Origin of the sequence: Streptococcus mitis, assembly GCF_946188685.1 — a bacterium.
GTDB lineage: Bacteria > Bacillota > Bacilli > Lactobacillales > Streptococcaceae > Streptococcus > Streptococcus mitis_CC.
Map to the genome: position 1 here is coordinate 88,800 of NZ_CAMHWH010000002.1, position 21,214 is coordinate 110,013.

19 protein-coding genes and 1 other annotated feature are annotated in these 21,214 nt (G+C 40.3%); of the genes, 18 read left to right on the plus strand and 1 reads right to left on the minus strand.

The window, feature by feature from the left end:
* Window positions 1-35 precede the first annotated feature (35 nt).
* The 14 genes from N8N51_RS02200 (at window position 36) to rplL (ending at window position 15,962) form a co-directional block, all read left to right on the plus strand.
* The gene (locus N8N51_RS02200; protein WP_080983305.1) at window positions 36-881 is read left to right on the plus strand and encodes a LicD family protein; all 846 of its coding nucleotides are present in this window, start codon (window positions 36-38) and stop codon (window positions 879-881) included.
* The gene (locus N8N51_RS02205; protein WP_223330282.1) at window positions 871-1,974 is read left to right on the plus strand and encodes a glycosyltransferase; all 1,104 of its coding nucleotides are present in this window, start codon (window positions 871-873) and stop codon (window positions 1,972-1,974) included. The genes N8N51_RS02200 and N8N51_RS02205 overlap by 11 nt, the downstream gene beginning before the upstream one ends.
* A 1-nt stretch (window position 1,975) precedes the next feature.
* Window positions 1,976-2,962, plus strand: coding sequence for a glycosyltransferase family 2 protein (locus N8N51_RS02210; RefSeq protein ID WP_033684923.1), 987 nt, complete (start codon window positions 1,976-1,978; stop codon window positions 2,960-2,962).
* A gap of 15 nt (window positions 2,963-2,977) precedes the next feature.
* Window positions 2,978-4,447, plus strand: coding sequence for an O-antigen polysaccharide polymerase Wzy family protein (locus tag N8N51_RS02215; protein WP_033684924.1), 1,470 nt, complete (start codon window positions 2,978-2,980; stop codon window positions 4,445-4,447).
* On the plus strand, window positions 4,440-5,474 hold the full coding sequence (gene tarQ / locus N8N51_RS02220; RefSeq protein WP_070527113.1) for a teichoic acid biosynthesis protein TarQ: 1,035 nt from the start codon (window positions 4,440-4,442) through the stop codon (window positions 5,472-5,474). The genes N8N51_RS02215 and tarQ overlap by 8 nt, the downstream gene beginning before the upstream one ends.
* Before the next feature lie 314 nt (window positions 5,475-5,788).
* Window positions 5,789-6,526 (plus strand): adaptor protein MecA, encoded by a 738-nt coding sequence (gene mecA, locus N8N51_RS02225; RefSeq protein ID WP_045606088.1) that lies wholly within the window; start codon window positions 5,789-5,791, stop codon window positions 6,524-6,526.
* 151 nt (window positions 6,527-6,677) lie between these two features.
* Window positions 6,678-7,964 (plus strand): homoserine dehydrogenase, encoded by a 1,287-nt coding sequence (locus N8N51_RS02230; RefSeq protein ID WP_049542925.1) that lies wholly within the window; start codon window positions 6,678-6,680, stop codon window positions 7,962-7,964.
* Between the two features lies 1 nt (window position 7,965).
* The gene (thrB, locus tag N8N51_RS02235; protein WP_261103475.1) at window positions 7,966-8,835 is read left to right on the plus strand and encodes a homoserine kinase; all 870 of its coding nucleotides are present in this window, start codon (window positions 7,966-7,968) and stop codon (window positions 8,833-8,835) included.
* Window positions 8,836-8,933: 98 nt separating this feature from the next.
* Window positions 8,934-9,872: a peptide-methionine (R)-S-oxide reductase MsrB gene (msrB, locus tag N8N51_RS02240; RefSeq protein ID WP_261103476.1), complete on the plus strand. Its 939-nt coding sequence runs from the start codon at window positions 8,934-8,936 to the stop codon at window positions 9,870-9,872.
* 60 nt (window positions 9,873-9,932) lie between these two features.
* A complete protein-coding gene (locus tag N8N51_RS02245; RefSeq protein ID WP_261103477.1) occupies window positions 9,933-11,657 on the plus strand; it encodes an ABC transporter ATP-binding protein in 1,725 nt (574 codons plus the stop codon).
* A gap of 1 nt (window position 11,658) precedes the next feature.
* Window positions 11,659-13,407, plus strand: a complete 1,749-nt coding sequence (locus N8N51_RS02250) for an ABC transporter ATP-binding protein (RefSeq protein ID WP_261103478.1) — start codon at window positions 11,659-11,661, stop codon at window positions 13,405-13,407.
* Between the two features lie 103 nt (window positions 13,408-13,510).
* Window positions 13,511-14,770, plus strand: a complete 1,260-nt coding sequence (locus N8N51_RS02255) for a TRZ/ATZ family protein (RefSeq protein WP_261103480.1) — start codon at window positions 13,511-13,513, stop codon at window positions 14,768-14,770.
* A gap of 76 nt (window positions 14,771-14,846) precedes the next feature.
* Window positions 14,847-14,982 (plus strand) — a sequence feature (ribosomal protein L10 leader region).
* 38 nt (window positions 14,983-15,020) lie between these two features.
* Window positions 15,021-15,521 (plus strand): 50S ribosomal protein L10, encoded by a 501-nt coding sequence (gene rplJ / locus N8N51_RS02260; protein WP_001287277.1) that lies wholly within the window; start codon window positions 15,021-15,023, stop codon window positions 15,519-15,521.
* A gap of 72 nt (window positions 15,522-15,593) precedes the next feature.
* On the plus strand, window positions 15,594-15,962 hold the full coding sequence (rplL, locus tag N8N51_RS02265) for a 50S ribosomal protein L7/L12 (protein ID WP_001196965.1): 369 nt from the start codon (window positions 15,594-15,596) through the stop codon (window positions 15,960-15,962).
* A 174-nt stretch (window positions 15,963-16,136) separates the two neighbouring features.
* Here the strand turns inward: rplL and gdhA are convergent, their stop codons facing one another.
* Window positions 16,137-17,483 carry an NADP-specific glutamate dehydrogenase gene (gene gdhA / locus N8N51_RS02270; RefSeq protein ID WP_060628555.1) on the minus strand — a complete coding sequence of 449 codons (1,347 nt, stop codon included), beginning with the start codon at window positions 17,481-17,483 and terminating at the stop codon, window positions 16,137-16,139.
* Between the two features lie 240 nt (window positions 17,484-17,723).
* On the opposite strand from gdhA, the gene N8N51_RS02275 reads away from it, so the two are divergent.
* The 4 genes from N8N51_RS02275 (at window position 17,724) to N8N51_RS02290 (ending at window position 21,195) form a co-directional block, all read left to right on the plus strand.
* Window positions 17,724-18,659, plus strand: a complete 936-nt coding sequence (locus tag N8N51_RS02275; protein WP_261103481.1) for a dihydroorotate oxidase — start codon at window positions 17,724-17,726, stop codon at window positions 18,657-18,659.
* Between the two features lie 33 nt (window positions 18,660-18,692).
* A complete protein-coding gene (gene holA, locus N8N51_RS02280) occupies window positions 18,693-19,730 on the plus strand; it encodes a DNA polymerase III subunit delta (RefSeq protein ID WP_261103482.1) in 1,038 nt (345 codons plus the stop codon).
* 173 nt (window positions 19,731-19,903) lie between these two features.
* Window positions 19,904-20,509, plus strand: a complete 606-nt coding sequence (sodA, locus tag N8N51_RS02285) for a superoxide dismutase SodA (protein WP_000974733.1) — start codon at window positions 19,904-19,906, stop codon at window positions 20,507-20,509.
* Between the two features lie 155 nt (window positions 20,510-20,664).
* The gene (locus tag N8N51_RS02290; RefSeq protein ID WP_261103484.1) at window positions 20,665-21,195 is read left to right on the plus strand and encodes a YutD family protein; all 531 of its coding nucleotides are present in this window, start codon (window positions 20,665-20,667) and stop codon (window positions 21,193-21,195) included.
* Window positions 21,196-21,214 lie beyond the last annotated feature (19 nt).

Below are 21,214 nucleotides of genomic sequence, written 5' to 3' on the forward strand. Positions count from 1 at the left end.
TTGTGGTATAATGAAACGATACGATAGAAAGAATAATGAACAATATGACTGATTTAAAAGCAATTCAGGCTCGTAGTCTGGAGATGGCTGAATATTTTGTTGCTTTTTGCAAGGAACATGATTTACTTTGTTATCTCTGTGGAGGAGGTGCTATTGGTGCCCTTCGAAACAAGGGTTTTATTCCTTGGGATGACGACCTAGACTTTTTTATGCCTCGTAAGGATTATGAGAAATTAGCAGAAATATGGCCTCGTTATGCAGATGAGCGTTATTTCTTGTCAAAGAGTAACAAGGATTTTGTCGATCGTAATCTTTTTATTACCATTCGTGACAAGGAAACCACCTGTATCAAACCTTACCAGCAGGATTTGAATTTACCACATGGTTTGGCCTTGGATGTGTTGCCTTTGGATTATTATCCGAAAAATTCAGCTGAGCGAAAGAAGCAGATTCGCTGGGCACTGATTTATTCACTCTTTTGTGCCCAAACTATTCCAGAAAAACATGGCGCACTTATGAAATGGGGAAGTTGCATTTTACTCGGTTTGACTCCAAAATCTCTTCGTTATCGCATTTGGAAAAAAGCTGAAAAAGAAATGACCAAGTACAGTCTAGATGAGAGCGATGGAATCACGGAATTATGCTCGGGTCCTGGTTACATGAGAAACAAGTACCTAATCGAATCTTTTGAAGATAATCTTTTCTTGCCATTTGAAGAGACAGAGATGCCCGTTCCAGTCGGCTATGATGCTTATCTCAGCACTGCTTTTGGGGATTATATGACGCCGCCACCAGTAGATAAGCAGCTACCACATCATGATGCTGTCATCGCTGATATGGATAAGTCTTATACAGAATACAAGGGAGAATATGGTGGCTAAGAAAAAAATATTATTTTTTATGTGGTCTTTTTCTCTCGGGGGTGGAGCAGAGAAGATTCTATCTACCATTGTTTCAAATCTAGATCCAGAAAAGTATGATATTGATATTCTGGAAATGGAACATTTTGATAAGGGATACGAATCTGTTCCCAAGCATGTACGCATTTTAAAATCCTTTCAGGATTATCGCCAAGCCAGATGGATTCGAGCTCTTTTGTGGAGAATGAGAATTTATTTTCCAAGATTGACACGTCGCTTACTGGTGAAAGATGACTATGATGTTGAGGTTTCCTTTACCATTATGAATCCTCCACTTTTGTTCTCTAAAAGAAAAGAAGTCAAGAAGATCTCTTGGATTCATGGAAGTATCGAAGAATTTCTTAAGGATAGTTCAAAAAGAGAATCACATAGACGCCAGTTGGATGCTGCGGATACCATTGTAGGAATTTCAAAAAAGACCAGTCATTCTATCAAGGAAGTCTATCCAGATTATGCTTCGAAATTACAGACGGTCTACAATGGATATGATTTTAAGAGTCTTCTAGAAAAATCTCAAGAGAAAATTGATATCGAGATTGCGCCTCAAAGTATCTGTACTATCGGACGGATTGAGGAAAATAAGGGTTCTGACCGTGTGGTAGAAGTGATACGATTATTACACCAAGAGGGAAAAAACTATCATCTCTACTTCATAGGGGCTGGGGATATGGAAGAGGAACTGAAAAAACGAGTTAAAGAATATGAGCTTGAAGACTATGTACATTTCCTTGGTTATCAAAAAAATCCTTATCAGTATTTATCTCAGATGAAAGTTCTCTTGTCTATGTCTAAACAAGAAGGTTTTCCTGGAGTGTATGTGGAAGCCTTGAGTCTGGGACTTCCTTTTGTCTCTACGGATGTCGGAGGGGCTGAGGAATTATCCCAAGAAGGACGATTTGGCCAAATCATTGAGAGCAATCAAGAGGCAGCTCAGGCAATTACGAACTACATGACCTCTGCCTCAAATTTTGATGTCAATGAGGCTAGCCAATTCATTCAACAATTCACAATTGCCAAACAAATCGAACAAGTAGAAAAACTATTAGAGGAGTAGCATGGAAACTGCATTAATTAGTGTCATTGTGCCAGTCTATAATGTGGCGCAGTACCTAGAAAAATCGATAGCTTCCATTCAGGAGCAGACCTATCAAAATCTGGAAATTATTCTTGTTGATGATGGAGCAACGGATGAAAGTGGTCGCTTGTGTGATTCAATCGCTGAACAAGATGATAGGGTGTCAGTGCTTCATAAAAAGAATGAAGGTTTGTCGCAAGCACGAAACGATGGAATGAAGCAGGCTCACGGAGATTATCTGATTTTTATTGACTCAGATGATTATATCCATCCAGAAATGATTCAGAGCTTATATGAGCAATTAATTCAAGAAGATGCGGATGTTTCGAGCTGTGGTGTCATGAATGTCTATGCTAATGATGAAAGCCCACAGTCAGCCAATCAGGATGAGTATTTTGTCTGTGATTCTCAAACATTTCTGAGGGAATACCTCATAGGTGAAAAAATACCTGGAACGATCTGTAATAAGCTAATCAAGAGAGAGATTGCAACTGCCCTATCCTTTCCAAAGGGATTGATTTATGAAGATGCTTATTATCATTTTGATTTGATCAAGTTGGCCAAGAAGTATGTGGTTAATACCAAACCCTATTATTACTATTTCCATAGAGGGGATAGTATTACGACTAAACCTTATGCAGAGAAGGATTTAGCCTATATTGATATCTATCAAAAATTCTATAATGAAGTTATGAAAAACTATCCGGACTTGAAAGATGTTGCTTTTTTCAGATTGGCTTATGCTCATTTCTTTATTCTGGATAAGATGTTGCTAGATGATCAGTATAAACAATTTGAAGCCTATTCCCAGATTCATCGTTTTTTAAAAAGCCATGCCTTTGCTATTGCTAGGAATCCAATTTTCCGTAAGGGGAGAAGAATTAGTGCTTTGGCTCTATTCATAAATATTTCCTTATACCGATTCTTATTACTGAAAAATATTGAAAAATCTAAAAAATTACATTAGAACGGGGGTGAGCAAGTGATTGATGGGAAACGATTATTATTTAGTTTGACCATAGTCAGCTATGCCTTGACGCTAGTAAGTGGAATTGTGTATCTGTTTAATAATAACAATGTTAGCTTGCTTTCTACTTTATTGTTCTTACTGGTTAGTAGCTTAATTGCTTGTTGGAATGATATCAAGTATTACTTAATCCATTTTATTTTCTTTTTAACTATTTTTGTCTTTCTGGTATCAAGGCCGACCATTGATTATTTTAGGGATGGTGCTTTGGATACCTATCATCCCATAGCCTATCGTTTTGCCTTTATAGTCGTCATGGTTTCGATATTGGGATTGACCACAGGGGGGCTCCTAGCTCGCTATTTTATAGCTAGAAAGCAAATAAAAGTACCCAAGATAGGAAGTTCTCTAAAAGATGTTTACATCAAGCGGTTGCGCTTTGTATCGCTAGGAGTTTTTCTTCTAACCTATCCTTTCTATTTCATTCGGTTATTTGAACGACTCCTGTATCGCTTGCAGACTTCCTACTATGCCTACTATGCAAACTTTGAAAGTAAACTGCCTTATTTTACCTATATCTTATCAACATTTACGGTCTATGCAATGTGTATGTATTTGGCAACCAAGCCAAAGAAATTGCAGGCAACAGCAGTGCTTGTCTCCTTTATTGCAGCTAATACTATTCATTTGGCAATCGGGACACGCAATCCCTTTATTTTAAGTATTCTATTTGCTTTTGTTTACTACTTTATGCGGGAGCAAACAGAAAAGGGAAAATGGATTGGATTTAAAGAAAAGTTGGCGATTTTTGTAGGTTCTCCTATTCTCATGTTAGCGATGGGAATACTCAATTATGTACGGGATAATGTCCAAGTTTCCCATACAGGTTTCTGGGATATCTTACTTGACTTTATCTATAAACAAGGAACCAGTTTTGGTGTTTTGGCTCGAGGCTTTCTATTTAACAGTAGCCTCCCTTACCGAGATTTACGCAATTTTACTTTTGGTCCTGTTATTGATTATTTTGCAAGGGGAAGTTTAGGGGCCATTTTCGGAGGAAAAGCCTTTGAGCATACAACCAATAGTGTGGAACTAGCTATTGATAGTAATAGTTATGCCCACAATCTATCCTATCTTGTCTTAAACAAGGAATACTTGAAAGGACATGGTATCGGAAGTAGCTATATTATGGAGTTGTATACCGACTATGGTATGATAGGAGTCTTTCTACTTAGTCTCTTGCTAGGTATGTTATTCATAGCCATGCTGCAAGTAGCCTATCGTTCAAGAACAATCCTATTTGCCTTGTCCCTACTTATCTTGAATAATCTATTCTTTATGCCAAGAAGTAGCTTTTCAGAAAGTTTCTTCAATCTATTTACAATGCAATTCTGGGGAATTGTTCTTGTGATTATATTTGTAGCAAAAATGCTTACAAAAGAGAACCAGTATCTACTAAACAAAGGAGAAAAAAATCATGTTTGAACATTATTCAGTAGCTGATTTGTTTGCAAATCTTTACAAAAAACGAAAAGCAAATATTCTAGCTCTCATCGCTTTATTTGCTCTCATTGCTGTACCATTTACAATTAAAGCAGTTAAGAATAAAAATACTGTCAAAGACACAACAAGTTATTCAACTTATATCAGCTATAAAATCACTCCTCCAGAAGATTCAGCCAAAACGATTTTGAATCATCAAATTGGTGGCTATAGTGATTTCTACGGGAAATTGATTGATGGGAATTTGAATGGAGCTTATCTTTTCAATGATGTAGAGTCTAGTGAGTTGAAAAAAATTGCTAGTGAATTAGATACGACAGAAACAACCTTGAAAAATTCTACGAATGATTATTGGTGGAAAAAATTAACTGTCTACTATATGATTGACGATGCAGGGGTTGGTGTGAAAATTTTGACACCAAGTAAAGATGCTAATGACTTGTTGGAGCGAAAAATTGATGGATTGATTGAGAAATTTAAACACACTTATGCAAATGTAAAAATTGAAAAATTGGAAACCATCAACTCTAAAGAATTGAATGCAAACGGTGAGACAGCGCTTGGATTGAATGTGAAGAACTTGATTCTCCGTTTAGCTGTTATTGGAGTAGTTTGTGTGATTTTGGTTGTGATGGGAAATGTATTGGTTTATCTCTTTAATCCAACCATCAATAGAGCAGGTGATTTTTCTCAGTATCAAATTGATTTTGTAACAGAGATTACAACAATTGCCAACCTAGCAGATATCCTATCATACAAAAATGCTGGACAAGAATTAACAATCGTTAGCTCAAACAAAGCTATCCTAGATAAATTGAAACAAAATCAAGAGGCCTTAAAAGGAATGCATTTTGTGGATTTACAAGATGTACCATCTCTTTTGGAAAGAGATACAGTCCTTCTTGTTGAAGAGTATGGAGTGACTCGTTATAAGAAATTTGAACAAAGTCTTCAAATTCTTAGAAACTTAAATCGTTCTATCCTCGGTGTAGCAACCTTTAAATTATAAGCATTCTGATGTATCAGGTCTTCAAAGTTGGCTAAGAGTCGATTTTGAAGGCTTTTTCTATTTGTCATCAGAAATTTTCTTTTATACTCAATGAAAATCAAAAAGCAAACTAGGAAGCTAGCCGTAGGTTGCTCAAAGCACTGCTTTGAGGTTGTAGATAAAGCTGACGTGGTTTGAAGAGATTTTCGAAGAGTATTAGAGTCTTCTACAGAAGTTACCCTATGGAAAATCTATCCCGGCAGAGGAGCCTTCTTTTGATAAAATCGTAAAAATCTAGTATAATAGATAGAACTGAAAGTATGAGGTTACTAGCAATGAAAATGAAACAAATCAGTGATACAACTTTAAAAATCACGATGTCTTTAGAGGATTTGATGGATCGTGGCATGGAGATTGCTGACTTTCTTGTCCCTCAAGAAAAAACAGAAGAGTTCTTTTATGCCATCTTGGATGAGTTAGAGATGCCTGAGAGCTTTTTGGATACAGGTATGTTGAGCTTCCGTGTGACTCCAAAACCTGATAAGGTTGATGTTTTTGTAACCAAATCAAAGATTGACCAAAATCTAGATTTTGAAGACTTATCGGATTTGCCAGACATGGAAGAATTGGCTCAAATGTCGCCAGATGAATTTATCAAAACCTTGGAAAAAAGCATCGCAGACAAAACTAAGGATGATATCGAAGCGATTCAATCTCTAGAGCAAGTCGAAGCCAAGGAAGAAGAGCAGGAACAGGCTGAACAAGAAGCTGAGAGCAAGAAAGAGCCTTACATCTATTACATCCTTTCTTTTGCTAAGTTGGCTGACTTGGTGGCTTTTGCCAAGACAGTGACTTTTGAGATGGAAACTTCTGAACTCTACAAGATGAATGAGCGCTATTATTTGACCATTTTAGTGGATATTGAAAATCATCCAAGTCCATATCCAGCTTGGCTGTTGGCCCGTATGCGCGAGTTTGCAGACGATAGTGACATCAGTCGTTCAGTCTTGCAAGAGTATGGTCAAGTCTTGATGAATCACGATGCAGTGCTAAATCTGCAAAAGATTGGATAATCATTTCTGGAAAATTATTTCTAGATTTTAAGGAGAGCGAATCGTCTGATTCGTTTTTTCTTTTCTAGATTGAAATAGTGATTTACTATAATAGGAATTTTCACAAAATTCTGTTATAATGGCTATATTAGAAAATTTCGAGGAGACAAACATGACAGTTAAAATTGCTTTACTAGGATTTGGTACCGTTGCAAGTGGTGTGCCTTTCCTCCTAAAGGAAAATGGAGAAAAAATCAATCAATCAGCACATTCAGAGATTGAAGTTGCTAAGGTATTGGTCAAGGATGAAGATGAAAAGAATCGCTTGCTTGCAGCAGGGAATGACTTTAACTTTGTAACCAATGTGGATGACATTTTGTCAGATCGAGACATTACGATTGTAGTGGAATTGATGGGGCGTATTGAACCTGCTAAAACCTTTATCACTCGTGCCTTGGAAGCTGGGAAACACGTTGTTACTGCTAACAAGGATCTTTTGGCTGTCCATGGTGCAGAATTGTTAGAAATCGCTCAAGCTAACAAGGTAGCACTTTACTACGAAGCAGCAGTAGCTGGTGGGATTCCAATTCTTCGTACTTTAGCAAATTCCTTGGCTTCTGATAAAATCACTCGCGTATTGGGTGTAGTCAATGGAACTTCTAACTTCATGATGACCAAGATGGTGGAAGAAGGCTGGTCTTACAATGATGCTCTTGCAGAAGCGCAACGTCTAGGATTTGCAGAAAGTGACCCTACAAATGACGTAGATGGGATTGATGCAGCCTACAAGATGGTGATTTTGAGCCAATTTGCCTTTGGCATGAAGGTTGCCTTCGATGACGTAGCCCACAAGGGAATTCGTAACATCACACCAGAAGATGTAGCTGTAGCTCAAGAGCTTGGTTATGTAGTGAAATTGGTTGGTTCTATCGAGGAAACTCCTTCAGGAATTGCTGCAGAAGTGACTCCAACCTTCCTTCCTAAAGCGCATCCACTTGCCAGTGTGAATGGCGTAATGAACGCTGTCTTTGTAGAATCTATCGGTATTGGTGAATCTATGTACTATGGGCCAGGTGCTGGTCAAAAACCAACTGCAACAAGTGTTGTAGCGGATATTGTCCGTATCGTTCGTCGCTTAAATGACGGTACCATCGGTAAAGACTTCAACGAATATAGCCGTGATTTGGTCTTGGCAAATCCTGAAGATGTCAAAGCAAATTACTACTTCTCAATCTTGGCGCCAGACTCAAAAGGTCAGGTCTTGAAGTTGGCTGAAATCTTCAATGCCCAAGAAATTTCCTTTAAGCAAATTCTCCAAGATGGAAAAGATGGTGACAAGGCGCGTGTTGTGATTATCACACACAAGATTAATAAAGCCCAGCTTGAAAATGTCTCAGCTGAATTGAAGAAGGTTTCAGAATTTGACCTCTTGAATACCTTCAAGGTGCTAGGAGAATAAGATGAAGATTATTGTACCTGCAACCAGTGCCAATATCGGGCCAGGTTTTGACTCGGTCGGTGTAGCTGTAACCAAGTATCTTCAAATTGAGGTCTGTGAAGAACGAGATGAGTGGCTGATTGAACACCAGATTGGCAAATGGATTCCTCATGACGAGCGCAATCTCTTGCTCAAAATTGCTTTGCAAATTGTACCAGATTTGAAACCTAGACGCTTGAAAATGACCAGTGATGTTCCCTTGGCGCGTGGTTTGGGTTCTTCTAGCTCGGTTATCGTTGCTGGGATTGAACTAGCCAACCAACTGGGAAATCTCAACTTATCTGACCATGAAAAATTGCAGTTGGCGACCAAGATTGAAGGACATCCTGACAATGTGGCTCCAGCCATTTATGGTAATCTCGTTATTGCAAGTTCCGTTGAAGGGCAAGTTTCAGCTATTGTAGCAGACTTCCCAGAGTGTGATTTCCTAGCCTACATTCCAAACTATGAATTGCGTACTCGAGACAGCCGTGGTGTCTTGCCTAAGAAATTGTCCTATAAGGAAGCTGTTGCAGCTAGTTCTATCGCCAATGTGGCGGTTGCGGCCTTGTTGGCAGGAGACATGGCGACTGCTGGGCAAGCAATCGAGGGAGACCTCTTCCACGAGCGCTATCGTCAGGACTTGGTGAGAGAATTTGCGACGATTAAGCAAGTAGCCAAAGAAAATGGTGCCTATGCAACCTATCTCTCTGGTGCTGGGCCGACAGTTATGGTTTTGGCTTCTCATGACAAGATGCCAACGATTAAGGCCGAATTGGAAAAGCAACCCTTCAAAGGCAAACTGCATGACTTGAAGGTTGATACCCAAGGTGTCCGTGTAGAAGCAAAATAAAGAATAGAAGATAGGATGGGGAAACTCTCGACCAGAGGGCTTCCTATCCTTTTTTTGAAAAGAATTCGAGTTAAAAACTTGATAAAGGAGAAATGAAGATGGCAGAAATTTATCTAGCAGGTGGTTGTTTTTGGGGCCTAGAGGAATATTTTTCACGCATTTCTGGAGTGCTAGCAACCAGTGTTGGCTACGCTAATGGTCAAGTCGAAACGACCAATTACCAGTTGCTCAAAGAAACAGACCATGCAGAAACGGTTCAAGTAATTTATGATGAGAAGGAAGTAGCACTTAGAGAGATTTTACTTTATTATTTCCGTGTCATCGACCCCTTGTCAATCAATCAACAAGGGAATGACCGTGGACGTCAGTATCGGACAGGTATATATTACCAGAATGAAGCAGACTTGCCAGCTATCTACACAGTGGTGCAGGAGCAGGAGCGCATGCTTGGTCGAAAAATTGCAGTAGAAGTGGAGAAACTACGTCATTACATTCTGGCTGAAGATTACCATCAAGACTATCTTAAGAAGAATCCTTCAGGTTACTGTCATATCGATGTGACCGATGCTGATAAGCCATTAATTGATGCCTCTAACTATGAAAAGCCTAGTCAAGAAGTGTTAAAGGAAAGCTTAACTGAAGAGTCCTATCGTGTCACCCAAGAAGCTGCTACAGAGGCTCCATTTACCAATGCCTATGACCAAACCTTTGAAGAGGGAATTTATGTAGACATCACGACAGGTGAGCCACTCTTTTTTGCCAAGGATAAGTTTGCCTCAGGTTGTGGTTGGCCAAGTTTTAGCCGTCCGATTTCCAAAGAGTTGATTCACTATTACAAGGACCTTAGTCATGGAATGGAGCGAATTGAGGTTCGTTCTCGGTCGGGGAATGCTCACTTGGGTCATGTTTTCACAGATGGACCGCGTGAGTTTGGTGGCCTCCGTTACTGTATCAATTCTGCTTCCTTGCGCTTTGTGGCTAAGGATGAGATGGAAGAAGCAGGCTATGGCTATCTACTGCCTTACTTAAACAAATAAAACAGAGAGGGTGGGCGCTTCCCACTTTCTTCATTTCCAGAATAAGAATAGAAGGGATTTATGAAACACCTATTATCTTACTTCAAACCCTATATCAAGGAATCAATTTTAGCACCCTTGTTCAAGTTACTAGAAGCTGTGTTTGAGCTCTTGGTTCCCATGGTGATTGCTGGGATTGTTGACCAATCCTTGCCCCAGAAAAATCAAGGTCATCTCTGGATGCAGATTGGTTTGCTCCTTATCTTTGCAGTAATTGGTGTTGTAGCGGCCTTAATAGCCCAGTTCTACTCAGCTAAGGCTGCGGTTGGATTTGCCAAAGGACTGACAAACGACCTCTATCGTCATATTCTTTCATTGCCAAAGGATAGCAGGGACCGTCTGACCACTTCTAGCTTGGTCACTCGCTTGACTTCGGATACCTACCAGATTCAGACTGGTATCAATCAATTCCTGCGTCTCTTTTTGCGAGCGCCTATTATCGTTTTTGGGGCCATTTTTATGGCCTATCGCATCTCAGCTGAGCTGACTTTCTGGTTCTTGGTCATGGTTGTGATTTTGACTATCGTCATTGTAGGGCTATCTCGACTGGTCAATCCTCTCTACAGTAGTCTCAGAAAGAAAACGGACCAACTGGTTCAGGAAACGCGCCAGCAAATACAAGGTATGCGGGTTATTCGTGCTTTTGGTCAAGAAAAACGAGAGTTACAAATTTTTCAAACCCTTAACCAAGTCTATGCTAGATTACAAGAAAAGACAGGTTTCTGGTCTAGTTTATTAACACCTCTGACCTATCTGATTGTTAATGGAACCCTCCTTATTATTATCTTGCAAGGCTATATTTCTATTCAAGGAGGATTACTCAGTCAAGGTGCTCTCATTGCCCTTATCAACTATCTCTTACAGATTTTGGTGGAATTGGTCAAGCTAGCCATGCTGATAAATTCTCTCAATCAGTCCTACATCTCAGCTAAGCGAATCGAGGAAGTTTTTGCTGAGGATCCAGAAGATATTCATTCCGAGTTAGAACAAAAGCAAGCTACCAGTGATCAGGTTTTACAAGTTCAAGAACTGACCTTTACCTATCCTGATGCGGCCCAGCCTTCTCTGAGAGACATTTCCTTTGCTATGAAGCAAGGGCAAATTCTTGGTATCATTGGGGGAACGGGTTCTGGTAAATCAAGTTTGGTGCAACTCATCCTTGGACTTTATCCAGCAGACAAGGGGAGCATTGACCTTTATCGAGATGGATCTAGTCCTCTTAATTTGGAGCAGTGGCGGTCCTGGATTGCTTATGTGCCCCAAAAGATCGAACTCTTTAAGGGAAGCATTCGTTCCAACTTGACTATAGGTTTACATCGAGAAGTAACTGACCAAGAACTCTGGCAGGCCTTGGAAATTGCACAAACCAAGGATTTTGTCAGTGAAAAGGAAGGACTCTTGGATGCCCTAGTTGAAGCAGGAGGACGAAATTTTTCAGGTGGACAAAAACAAAGGCTGTCTATTGCTCGCTCAGTCTTGCGCCAGACTCCGTTTCTCATCCTAGATGATGCTACTTCGGCCCTCGACACTATCACTGAGTCCAAGCTCTTGAAAGCTATTCGAGAAAATCTGCCAAATACGAGCTTAATTTTGATTTCTCAACGGACTTCGACGCTTCAGATGGCAGACCAGATTCTCCTCTTAGAAAAAGGTGAGCTCCTAGCTATCGGAAATCACGAGGAATTGATGAAATCCAGCCAAGTCTATCGCGAAATCAATGCATCTCAACATGGTAAGGAGGACTAGTATGAGACGACAAACTGCAAACCAGACGCTCAAACGTTTGGCAAAAGATTTAGCAAGCCATCCCTTCCTCCTTTTCCTAGCCTTTCTAGGAACTATTGCCCAGGTTGGCTTATCGATCTACCTACCTATTCTGATTGGGCAGGTCATTGACCAGGTCCTAGTGGCTGGTTCTTCACCAGTTTTTTGGCAGATTTTCATTCAAATGATCTTGGTGGTCATAGGAAATACCATTGTGCAGTGGGTCAATCCTCTCCTCTATAATCGCCTAATCTTCTCTTATACCAGAGACTTGCGAGAGCGAATCATCCATAAGCTCCATCGGTTACCGATTGCTTTTGTGGATCGACAAGGCAGTGGAGAGATGGTCAGTCGTGTGACCACAGACATCGAACAGTTGGCAGCTGGCTTGACCATGATTTTTAACCAATTTTTTATTGGCGTCTTAATGATTTTGGTTAGTATTCTAGCCATGCTCCAAATTCATCTCCTCATGACCCTCTTGGTCTTGCTGTTGACGCCACTATCCATGGTGATTTCACGCTTTATTGCCAAGAAATCTTATCATCTCTTCCAAAAGCAAACGGAGACAAGAGGGATTCAGACCCAGTTGATTGAAGAATCGCTTAGCCAGCAGACCATTATCCAGTCCTTTAATGCTCAGACAGAGTTTATCCAAAGACTGCGTGAGGCTCATGACAACTACTCAGGCTATTCACAGTCAGCTATCTTTTATTCTTCAACGGTCAATCCTTCGACTCGTTTTGTCAATGCACTCATTTATGCCCTTCTAGCTGGAGTAGGAGTTTATCGTATCATGATGGGTTCCACCTTGACCATCGGGCGTTTAGTGACCTTTTTGAACTATGTCCAACAGTACACTAAGCCCTTTAACGATATTTCTTCAGTGCTAGCTGAGTTGCAAAGCGCTATAGCTTGTGCAGAACGTGTCTATGCTGTCTTAGAAAGCTCTGAGGTGGCTGAAACAGGCAAGGAAGTCTTGACCAGTGACCAGGTTAAGGGAGCTATTTCTCTTAGACATGTCTCTTTTGGATACAATCCTGAAAAGATTTTGATTAAGGATTTATCTATTGACATTCCAGCTGGTAGCAAGGTAGCTATTGTTGGTCCGACAGGTGCTGGAAAATCAACCCTTATCAATCTCCTCATGCGTTTTTATCCCATTAACTCGGGAGATATCTTGCTGGATGGGAAATCCATTTATGACTATAGTCGTGCCTCTTTACGCCAGCAGTTTGGTATGGTGCTCCAAGAAACCTGGCTCAAGCAAGGAACCATTCATGACAATATTGCCTTTGGAAATCCTGAAGGCAGTCGGGAGCAGGTGATTGCTGCTGCCAAAGCAGCCAATGCAGACTTTTTCATCCAACAGTTACCTCAAGGCTATGATACCAAGTTGGAAAATGCTGGAGAATCTCTTTCTGTTGGTCAAGCCCAGCTCTTGACCATAGCCCGAGTCTTTATGGCTATTCCAAAGATTCTTATCTTAGACGAGGCAACCTCTTCCATCGATACGCGGACAGAAGTGCTGGTTCAGGATGCCTTTGCAAAACTCATGAAGGGGCGTACAAGCTTTATCATTGCCCACCGCTTGTCAACCATTCAGGATGCGGATATGATTCTAGTCTTAGTGGATGGTGATATTGTTGAGTATGGGAACCATCAGAAACTCATGGCTCGAAAGGGCAAGTATTACCAAATGCAAAAAGCTGCAGCTTTTAGCTCTGAATAGTCATTTCTAATTTCGAACTCCTATGGACAAAAAAAGTTGCCTTCGGGTGACTTTTTTGTTACAATAGCTAGAAAAAAATCAAGGCCTTAGAAGGAGAAAAACAATGAAAGTCTATCAGCATGTAAATATCGTGACTTGTGACCAAGATTTTCATGTCTATCTGGATGGAATCTTAGCTGTTAAGGATTCTCAAATGGTCTATGTCGGTCAAGAGAAGTCAGAGATTTTAGAGCAAGCTGAGCAGATTATAGACTATCAGGGAGCCTGGATCATGCCTGGTTTGGTCAATTGCCACACCCATTCTGCTATGACAGGCTTGAGAGGGATTCGAGATGACAGCAATCTCCATGAATGGCTCAATGACTATATCTGGCCAGCAGAAGCTGAGTTCACTCCCGACATGACTACTAAGGCAGTCAAAGAAGCTCTGACAGAGATGCTCCAGTCGGGAACAACAACCTTTAACGATATGTATAATCCCAATGGTGTGGATATTGAACGGATTTATCAGGCAGTCAAGGCTTCCAAGATGCGTTGTTATTTCTCACCGACCCTCTTTTCTTCAGATACAGAAACAACTGCTGAGACTATAAGCAGAACACGAGCTATTATCGAAACAATCATAGGATATGAAGATCCAAATTTCAAGGTGATGGTGGCACCACATTCTCCCTACAGCTGTAGTAGAGACTTGCTGGAAGAGAGTCTAGATATGGCAAAAGAGCTTGCTATTCCCATCCATATCCATGTGGCGGAGACCAAGGAGGAATCAGGAATTATCCTAAAACGATACGGCAAACGCCCCCTCACCTTTCTAGAAGAACTGGGTTACTTAGAGCATCCGTCTGTCTTTGCTCACGGGGTCGAATTAAACGAGCGAGAAATTGAACGCTTAGCAACTTCTCAAGTAGCTGTTGCGCATAATCCTATTAGTAACCTCAAATTGGCATCAGGGATTGCTCCCATCATCCAACTGCAAAAAGCAGGAGTAGCAGTCGGAATTGCGACTGACTCGGTTGCTTCTAATAATAATTTAGACATGTTTGAGGAAGGACGAACTGCAGCCCTTCTTCAGAAGATGAAAAGTGGAGATGCCAGACAATTTCCTATCGAAACAGCTCTCAAGGCGTTGACAATTGAAGGAGCTAAGGTTCTTGGAATGGAAAATCAGATAGGAAGTCTGGAAGTTGGCAAGCAGGCAGATTTTCTTGTTATTCAACCACAAGCAAGAATTCATCTCCAACCTCAAGAAAACATGCTCTCTCATCTAGTTTATGCAGTCAAATCTAGTGATGTTGATGATGTTTATATCGCTGGAGAACAAGTCGTTAAGCAGGGTCAAGTCCTGACTGTAAAACTTTAAAAGAAAAATCACGAAAAAATTTTAAAAAAAGTTTGCAAAAATCTTGCATTCTTTTTTTGACTATGCTATACTTATATACGGTTTGAAAAAACTGCCTAAGACAGTAGGGGAGCTCGACTCATAAGTATCCTACCGAGGACAAAACGTATCATGTAAAAAGAAGCGTATTGTACTTTCGTGTCTAGGTTTGGGCGCGTTTTTCTTTTGGAAAAATTCCCCAAGCAAAATAATAACGGAGGTGAACACACTAATGAGTGAAGCAATTATTGCTAAAAAAGCGGAACTAGTTGACGTAGTAGCTGAGAAAATGAAAGCTGCTGCATCTATCGTCGTTGTAGACGCTCGTGGTTTGACAGTTGAGCAAGATACAGTTCTTCGTCGTGAGCTTCGTGGAAGCGAAGTTGAGTATAAAGTTATTAAAAACTCAATCTTGCGTCGTGCAGCTGAAAAAGCTGGTCTTGAAGATCTTGCATCTGTATTTGTTGGACCATCTGCAGTAGCATTTTCTAACGAAGATGTTATCGCACCAGCGAAAATCTTGAACGACTTTTCTAAAAACGCTGAAGCACTTGAAATCAAAGGTGGTGCAATCGAAGGCGCTGTCGCATCTAAAGAAGAGATTCTTGCTCTTGCAACTCTTCCAAACCGCGAAGGACTTCTTTCTATGCTCCTTTCTGTACTTCAAGCGCCAGTGCGCAACGTTGCTCTTGCAGTCAAAGCGGTTGCAGACAACAAAGAAGACGCAGCTTAATCTTAAGCTACGCAGCGTAGCCTAGCTACGAAAATCTATTATAAATTTAAAACATATTTGGAGGAAATAACAATGGCATTGAACATTGAAAACATTATTGCTGAAATTAAAGAAGCTTCAATCCTTGAATTGAACGACCTTGTAAAAGCTATCGAAGAAGAATTTGGTGTAACTGCAGCTGCTCCTGTAGCTGTTGCTGCAGCTGGTGCTGCTGACGCTGGTGCTGCTAAAGATTCATTCGACGTTGAATTGACATCTGCAGGCGACAAAAAAGTTGGCGTTATCAAAGTTGTACGTGAAATCACAGGTCTTGGACTTAAAGAAGCTAAAGAACTTGTTGACGGTGCACCAGCACTTGTTAAAGAAGGCGTTGCAACTGCAGAAGCTGAAGAAATCAAAGCTAAATTGGAAGAAGCTGGAGCTTCAGTTACTCTTAAATAATAGAGCGACTACATTAGTAGCTTAAAAACATGATTAAACCGCTATTCTTAGGAGTAGCGGTTTTTCTTTTTGTTCAAGAAGGGGCAAAAAAGGGGGCGAGTAAGTAATTTTCCAACTTTTTAATTCAAGCTAAAAATCCCCAATCAGAGCGATTGAGGATTAAGCAAATGAGTCTTAAACAATACCTTGTGCAATCATAGCGTTTGCTACATTTTCAAAGGCAGCAATGTTAGCTCCTGCAAGGTAGTCTTTATCAAGACCGTATGTTTCTGAAGTTGTTTTAGCTGTGTTGAAGATGTTTGTCATGATGTCTTTGAGACGTCCATCAACTTCTTCACGAGTCCATGAAAGGCGAAGACTATTTTGGCTCATTTCAAGGGCTGAAACGGCTACACCACCAGCGTTGGCAGCTTTGGCAGGTCCGTAGAAGATACCATTTTCTTTGTAAACTTTGATGGCATCAAGGTCGCTTGGCATGTTGGCACCTTCAGATACACAGATAATGCCTTGAGCAACCAAACGTTTAGCTGCTTCACCGTTGATTTCGTTTTGAGTCGCACATGGAAGAGCGATGTCATAGTTTCCAGCGTAAGTCCATACAGAACCTTCATGATAAGTAGCGGTTGCTTTCTCAGCTGCATACTCAGTCAAACGAGCGCGACGTTTTTCTTTAACGTCAACCAAAAGATCGAAGTCGATACCATTTTCATCGATGACATAACCATTTGAATCAGATACAGAGATAACAGTTGCACCAAGTTCAGTCGCTTTTTGAAGAGCGTATTGAGCAACGTTACCAGAACCTGAAATAACAACTTTCTTACCAGCAAAGCTATTACCGTTAGCTTTGAGCATTTCTTCAGTGTAGTAAACCAAACCGTAACCAGTTGCTTCTGGACGAATCAAGCTACCACCAAATCCAAGAGGCTTACCAGTCAAGACACCAGCATCAAATTGGTTAAGGCGTTTGTATTGACCGTAAAGGTAACCAATCTCACGTCCACCAACACCGATATCACCAGCAGGTACATCAAGTGATGGGCCGATGTATTTTTGCAGTTCAGTCATGAAGCTTTGGCAGAAGCGCATCACTTCAGCATCTGTTTTACCTTTAGGATCGAAGTCTGATCCACCTTTACCTCCACCGATAGGGAGTCCAGTCAAGACGTTTTTAAAGATTTGTTCAAATCCGAGGAATTTCAAAATCCCTTGGTTTACAGTTGGGTGGAAACGAAGTCCGCCTTTGTATGGTCCAACAGCTGAGTTGAATTGAACACGGTAGCCACGGTTTACTTGAACTTTTCCATCACGGTCAACCCAAGGAACACGGAAAGAAATCACGCGCTCTGGTTCAGTAATACGTGCCAAGATATTTTCTTCGATATACTCAGGGTGTTTTTCAAATACAGGTTCCAAAGTGTTGAAAAATTCTTCAACAGCTTGGAGGAATTCAGCCTCGTGCCCGTTACGAGCTTTTACAGTTTCAAACACGCTTTGGATATATTCTTTAGCAGATGTCATATCGTTCTCCTTAAATTCTAATTTAATTATGTGTGTCATTATAGCAGAATTTTTTTTAACTGTAAAGAGAAAAACAAAAATTTTCTAAAAATTCTATCAATTTGGTTTTAACATTTAGTTTTGAGGCTTTTTGAAAATCTATAAAAATACGAACGTTTTCTTGGAAATATCTTTCTCAAAGAGAAAATGTGAAAATATGGTATAATATTAGCAATAAAAGGAATCTGGAGGATCAGAATCATGGTATCAACGAAAACGCAAATTGCTGGTTTTGAGTTTGACAATTGCTTGATGAATGCAGCAGGTGTAGCTTGTATGACGATAGCGGAGTTAGAAGAGGTCAAAAACTCAGCAGCAGGTACTTTTGTTACGAAGACTGCGACCTTGGACTTTCGTCAGGGAAATCCTGAACCACGCTATCAAGATGTTCCACGTGGTTCTATCAACTCTATGGGCTTGCCAAATAATGGCTTAGATTATTACCTAAACTATCTTCTGGAATTACAAGAAAAGGAACCGAATCGTACCTTCTTTCTATCCTTAGTTGGAATGTCTCCAGAGGAAACCCATACTATCTTGAAAAAAGTCCAAGAGAGTGAGTTTCGTGGTCTGACTGAGCTAAATCTTTCCTGTCCAAATGTTCCAGGTAAACCTCAGATTGCCTATGATTTTGAGACAACTGACCGAATTTTGGCAGAAGTATTTGCCTACTTTACCAAACCTCTTGGGATTAAATTACCACCTTATTTTGACATTGTTCACTTTGACCAAGCGGCAGCTATTTTCAATAAATATCCGCTCAAGTTTGTCAACTGTGTTAACTCGATTGGGAACGGCCTTTATATAGAAGATGAATCTGTCGTTATTCGACCTAAGAATGGTTTTGGTGGGATTGGTGGGGAGTACATCAAACCGACTGCTCTAGCCAATGTTCATGCTTTTTATCAACGTCTCAATCCTCAAATCCAAATCATTGGAACAGGTGGTGTTCTGACTGGTCGAGATGCTTTTGAACACATCCTCTGTGGTGCTAGTATGGTACAGGTGGGAACCACCCTTCACAAAGAAGGTGTTGGTGCCTTCGAACGTATTACCAATGAACTGAAAGCAATCATGTCGGAAAAAGGGTATGAGAGCTTAGAAGATTTCCGTGGGAAATTGCGCTACATTGACTAAATTAAATCGAAAAATCAGAAGAAAGGAGAGAAGATGCTAGCTATTGAAGAAAGCCAGAAGTTGACTTTATCAAATTTACCTAGTCTGAGCCTATTTACAGGGACAGACCAGGGTCAGTTTGAAGTGATGAAGAGTCAAGTGTTGAAACAGATTGGCTATGATTCTGCTGACCTCAACTTTGCCTACTTTGATATGAAAGAAGTGGTCTACAAGGATGTGGAACTGGAGTTGGTCAGCCTTCCTTTCTTTGCGGATGAGAAAATCGTGATATTAGACCATTTTGTCGATATCACAACAGCCAAGAAACGCTTTTTAACAGATGCTGAGCTCAAGTCGTTTGAGGAATACCTTGACAATCCTTCACCAACAACCAAGTTGTTAATCTTTGCAGAAGGAAAGCTGGATAGCAAAAGACGGCTGGTAAAATTACTTAAGCGTGATGCCAAGGTCTTTGATGCAGTAGAAGCCAAAGAACAAGAATTGCGCCAGTATTTCCAAAAGTGGAGTCAGAAAGAAGGTCTGCAGTTTACCAATCATTCTTTTGAAAATCTCCTTATCAAATCTGGTTTTCAATTTAGCGAAATCCAGAAAAATCTGCTTTTTTTACAGTCCTATAAGGAAGACTCTGTTATCGAGGAAGAGGATATTGTCAATGCAATTCCCAAGACCTTGCAGGACAATATTTTTGATTTAACTCAGTTTATTCTGACTAAAAAGATGGACCAGGCGCGTGATTTGGTTAGAGACTTGACCTTGCAAGGTGAAGATGAAATCAAACTGATTGCAGTCATGCTGGGACAATTTCGGACTTTTACTCAGGTGAAAATTTTGGCGGAGTCTGGACAAGCAGAATCTCAGATTGCAAGTAGTTTAGGAAGTTTTCTCGGACGTAATCCTAATCCCTATCAAATCAAGTTTGCGTTGAGGGATTCAAGAGGACTTTCCTTGAGCTTTTTGAAGCAAGCTATTTCTTATTTGATTGAGACAGACTATCAGGTTAAGACAGGTCTTTATGAAAAGAGTTTCCTTTTTGAAAAGGCACTCTTACAGATTGCTAGTCAGGTAAATTGATATTTTTTTGAAACTACAACCCGCGTCAAGATTATCTTGTCGTGGGTTTCTTGCTGATTTGCTTGTTTTATTAGAAAGTATCTCAGTGATTTCCTTATCTATAAGCAAAAAACTTGAAAAAAGTGAATGTTTGCGTTATCATTTTCATATAGAAAGAAAAAGAGGTATTACAGATGGCTATTATCTTACCAGATCTTCCATATGCATACGACGCTTTGGAACCATACATCGATGCGGAAACAATGCACTTGCACCATGACAAACACCATCAAACTTATGTCAACAATGCTAATGCAGCTCTTGAAAAACACCCTGAAATTGGTGAAGACCTTGAAGCCTTGCTTGCTGATGTAGAATCTATCCCAGCTGATATCCGTCAAGCACTTATCAACAATGGTGGTGGACACTTGAACCACGCTCTTTTCTGGGAATTGATGACTCCTGAAAAAACAGCTCCATCAGCAGAACTTGCAGCAGCAATCGATGCAACATTTGGTTCATTTGAAGAATTCCAAGCGGCCTTTACAGCAGCAGCTACAACTCGCTTCGGTTCTGGATGGGCATGGTTGGTTGTCAACAAAGAAGGTAAACTTGAAGTGACTTCAACAGCAAACCAAGACACACCAATCTCAGAAGGTAAAAAACCAATCTTGGGCTTGGACGTTTGGGAACATGCTTACTACGTGAAATACCGCAACGTGCGTCCTGACTACATCAAAGCTTTCTTCTCAGTCATCAACTGGAATAAAGTAGATGAATTGTACGCAGCTGCTAAATAATGATAGTTGGAGGGAAGAATTGTTCTTCTCTTTTTAAGGTTATATTATTTGGTCTGACAAAATCGTCAGACTTTTTTCATTTTTATGAGAAACGTGCTAACTGCTGGAAATTATGGTAGAATAAAGTATTAAGTAATCGTGGAAAAAGGATATCTATGCGAAAAGAAATTGCACCTGAATTATACAACTATAACAAGTTTCCTGGTCCTGAGTTTCATTTACACGGGGACAAGGTTGAAACGGAAGGGATAGCTTTTTCCTTGGTGGAAAATATCAAGGAAGCCTTTGATGTGACGACTTTTAATCAGCGTTTTTCAGAAGTCTTAACCAAGTTTGATTATATCGTGGGAGACTGGAGCAACGAACAGCTTCGCCTACGAGGTTTTTACAAGGATGACCGAACAGAGGAAAATCTTGAAAAAATCAGTCGTTTACAAGACTATCTTTTAGAGTATTGTAGTTATGGTTGTGCCTATTTTGTCCTAGAAAATGAAGCCCCTAAGCGAGCATCATTTGACAAGAAAATGCGTAAGAAGGAAGAAGAACAGCCTTCTAGAAAAGGAAAGAAACCGGCTCAAACAAAACGAAAACCGAATGCAGATAAGAAAAATAGACGTCGTCAAAAGGACCAGCATTCTCAGAAAGAGGACAAGGGGCAACGTCATTTTGTCATTCGTCAGAAGTGAGTAGAGAATAAGGAGAAGA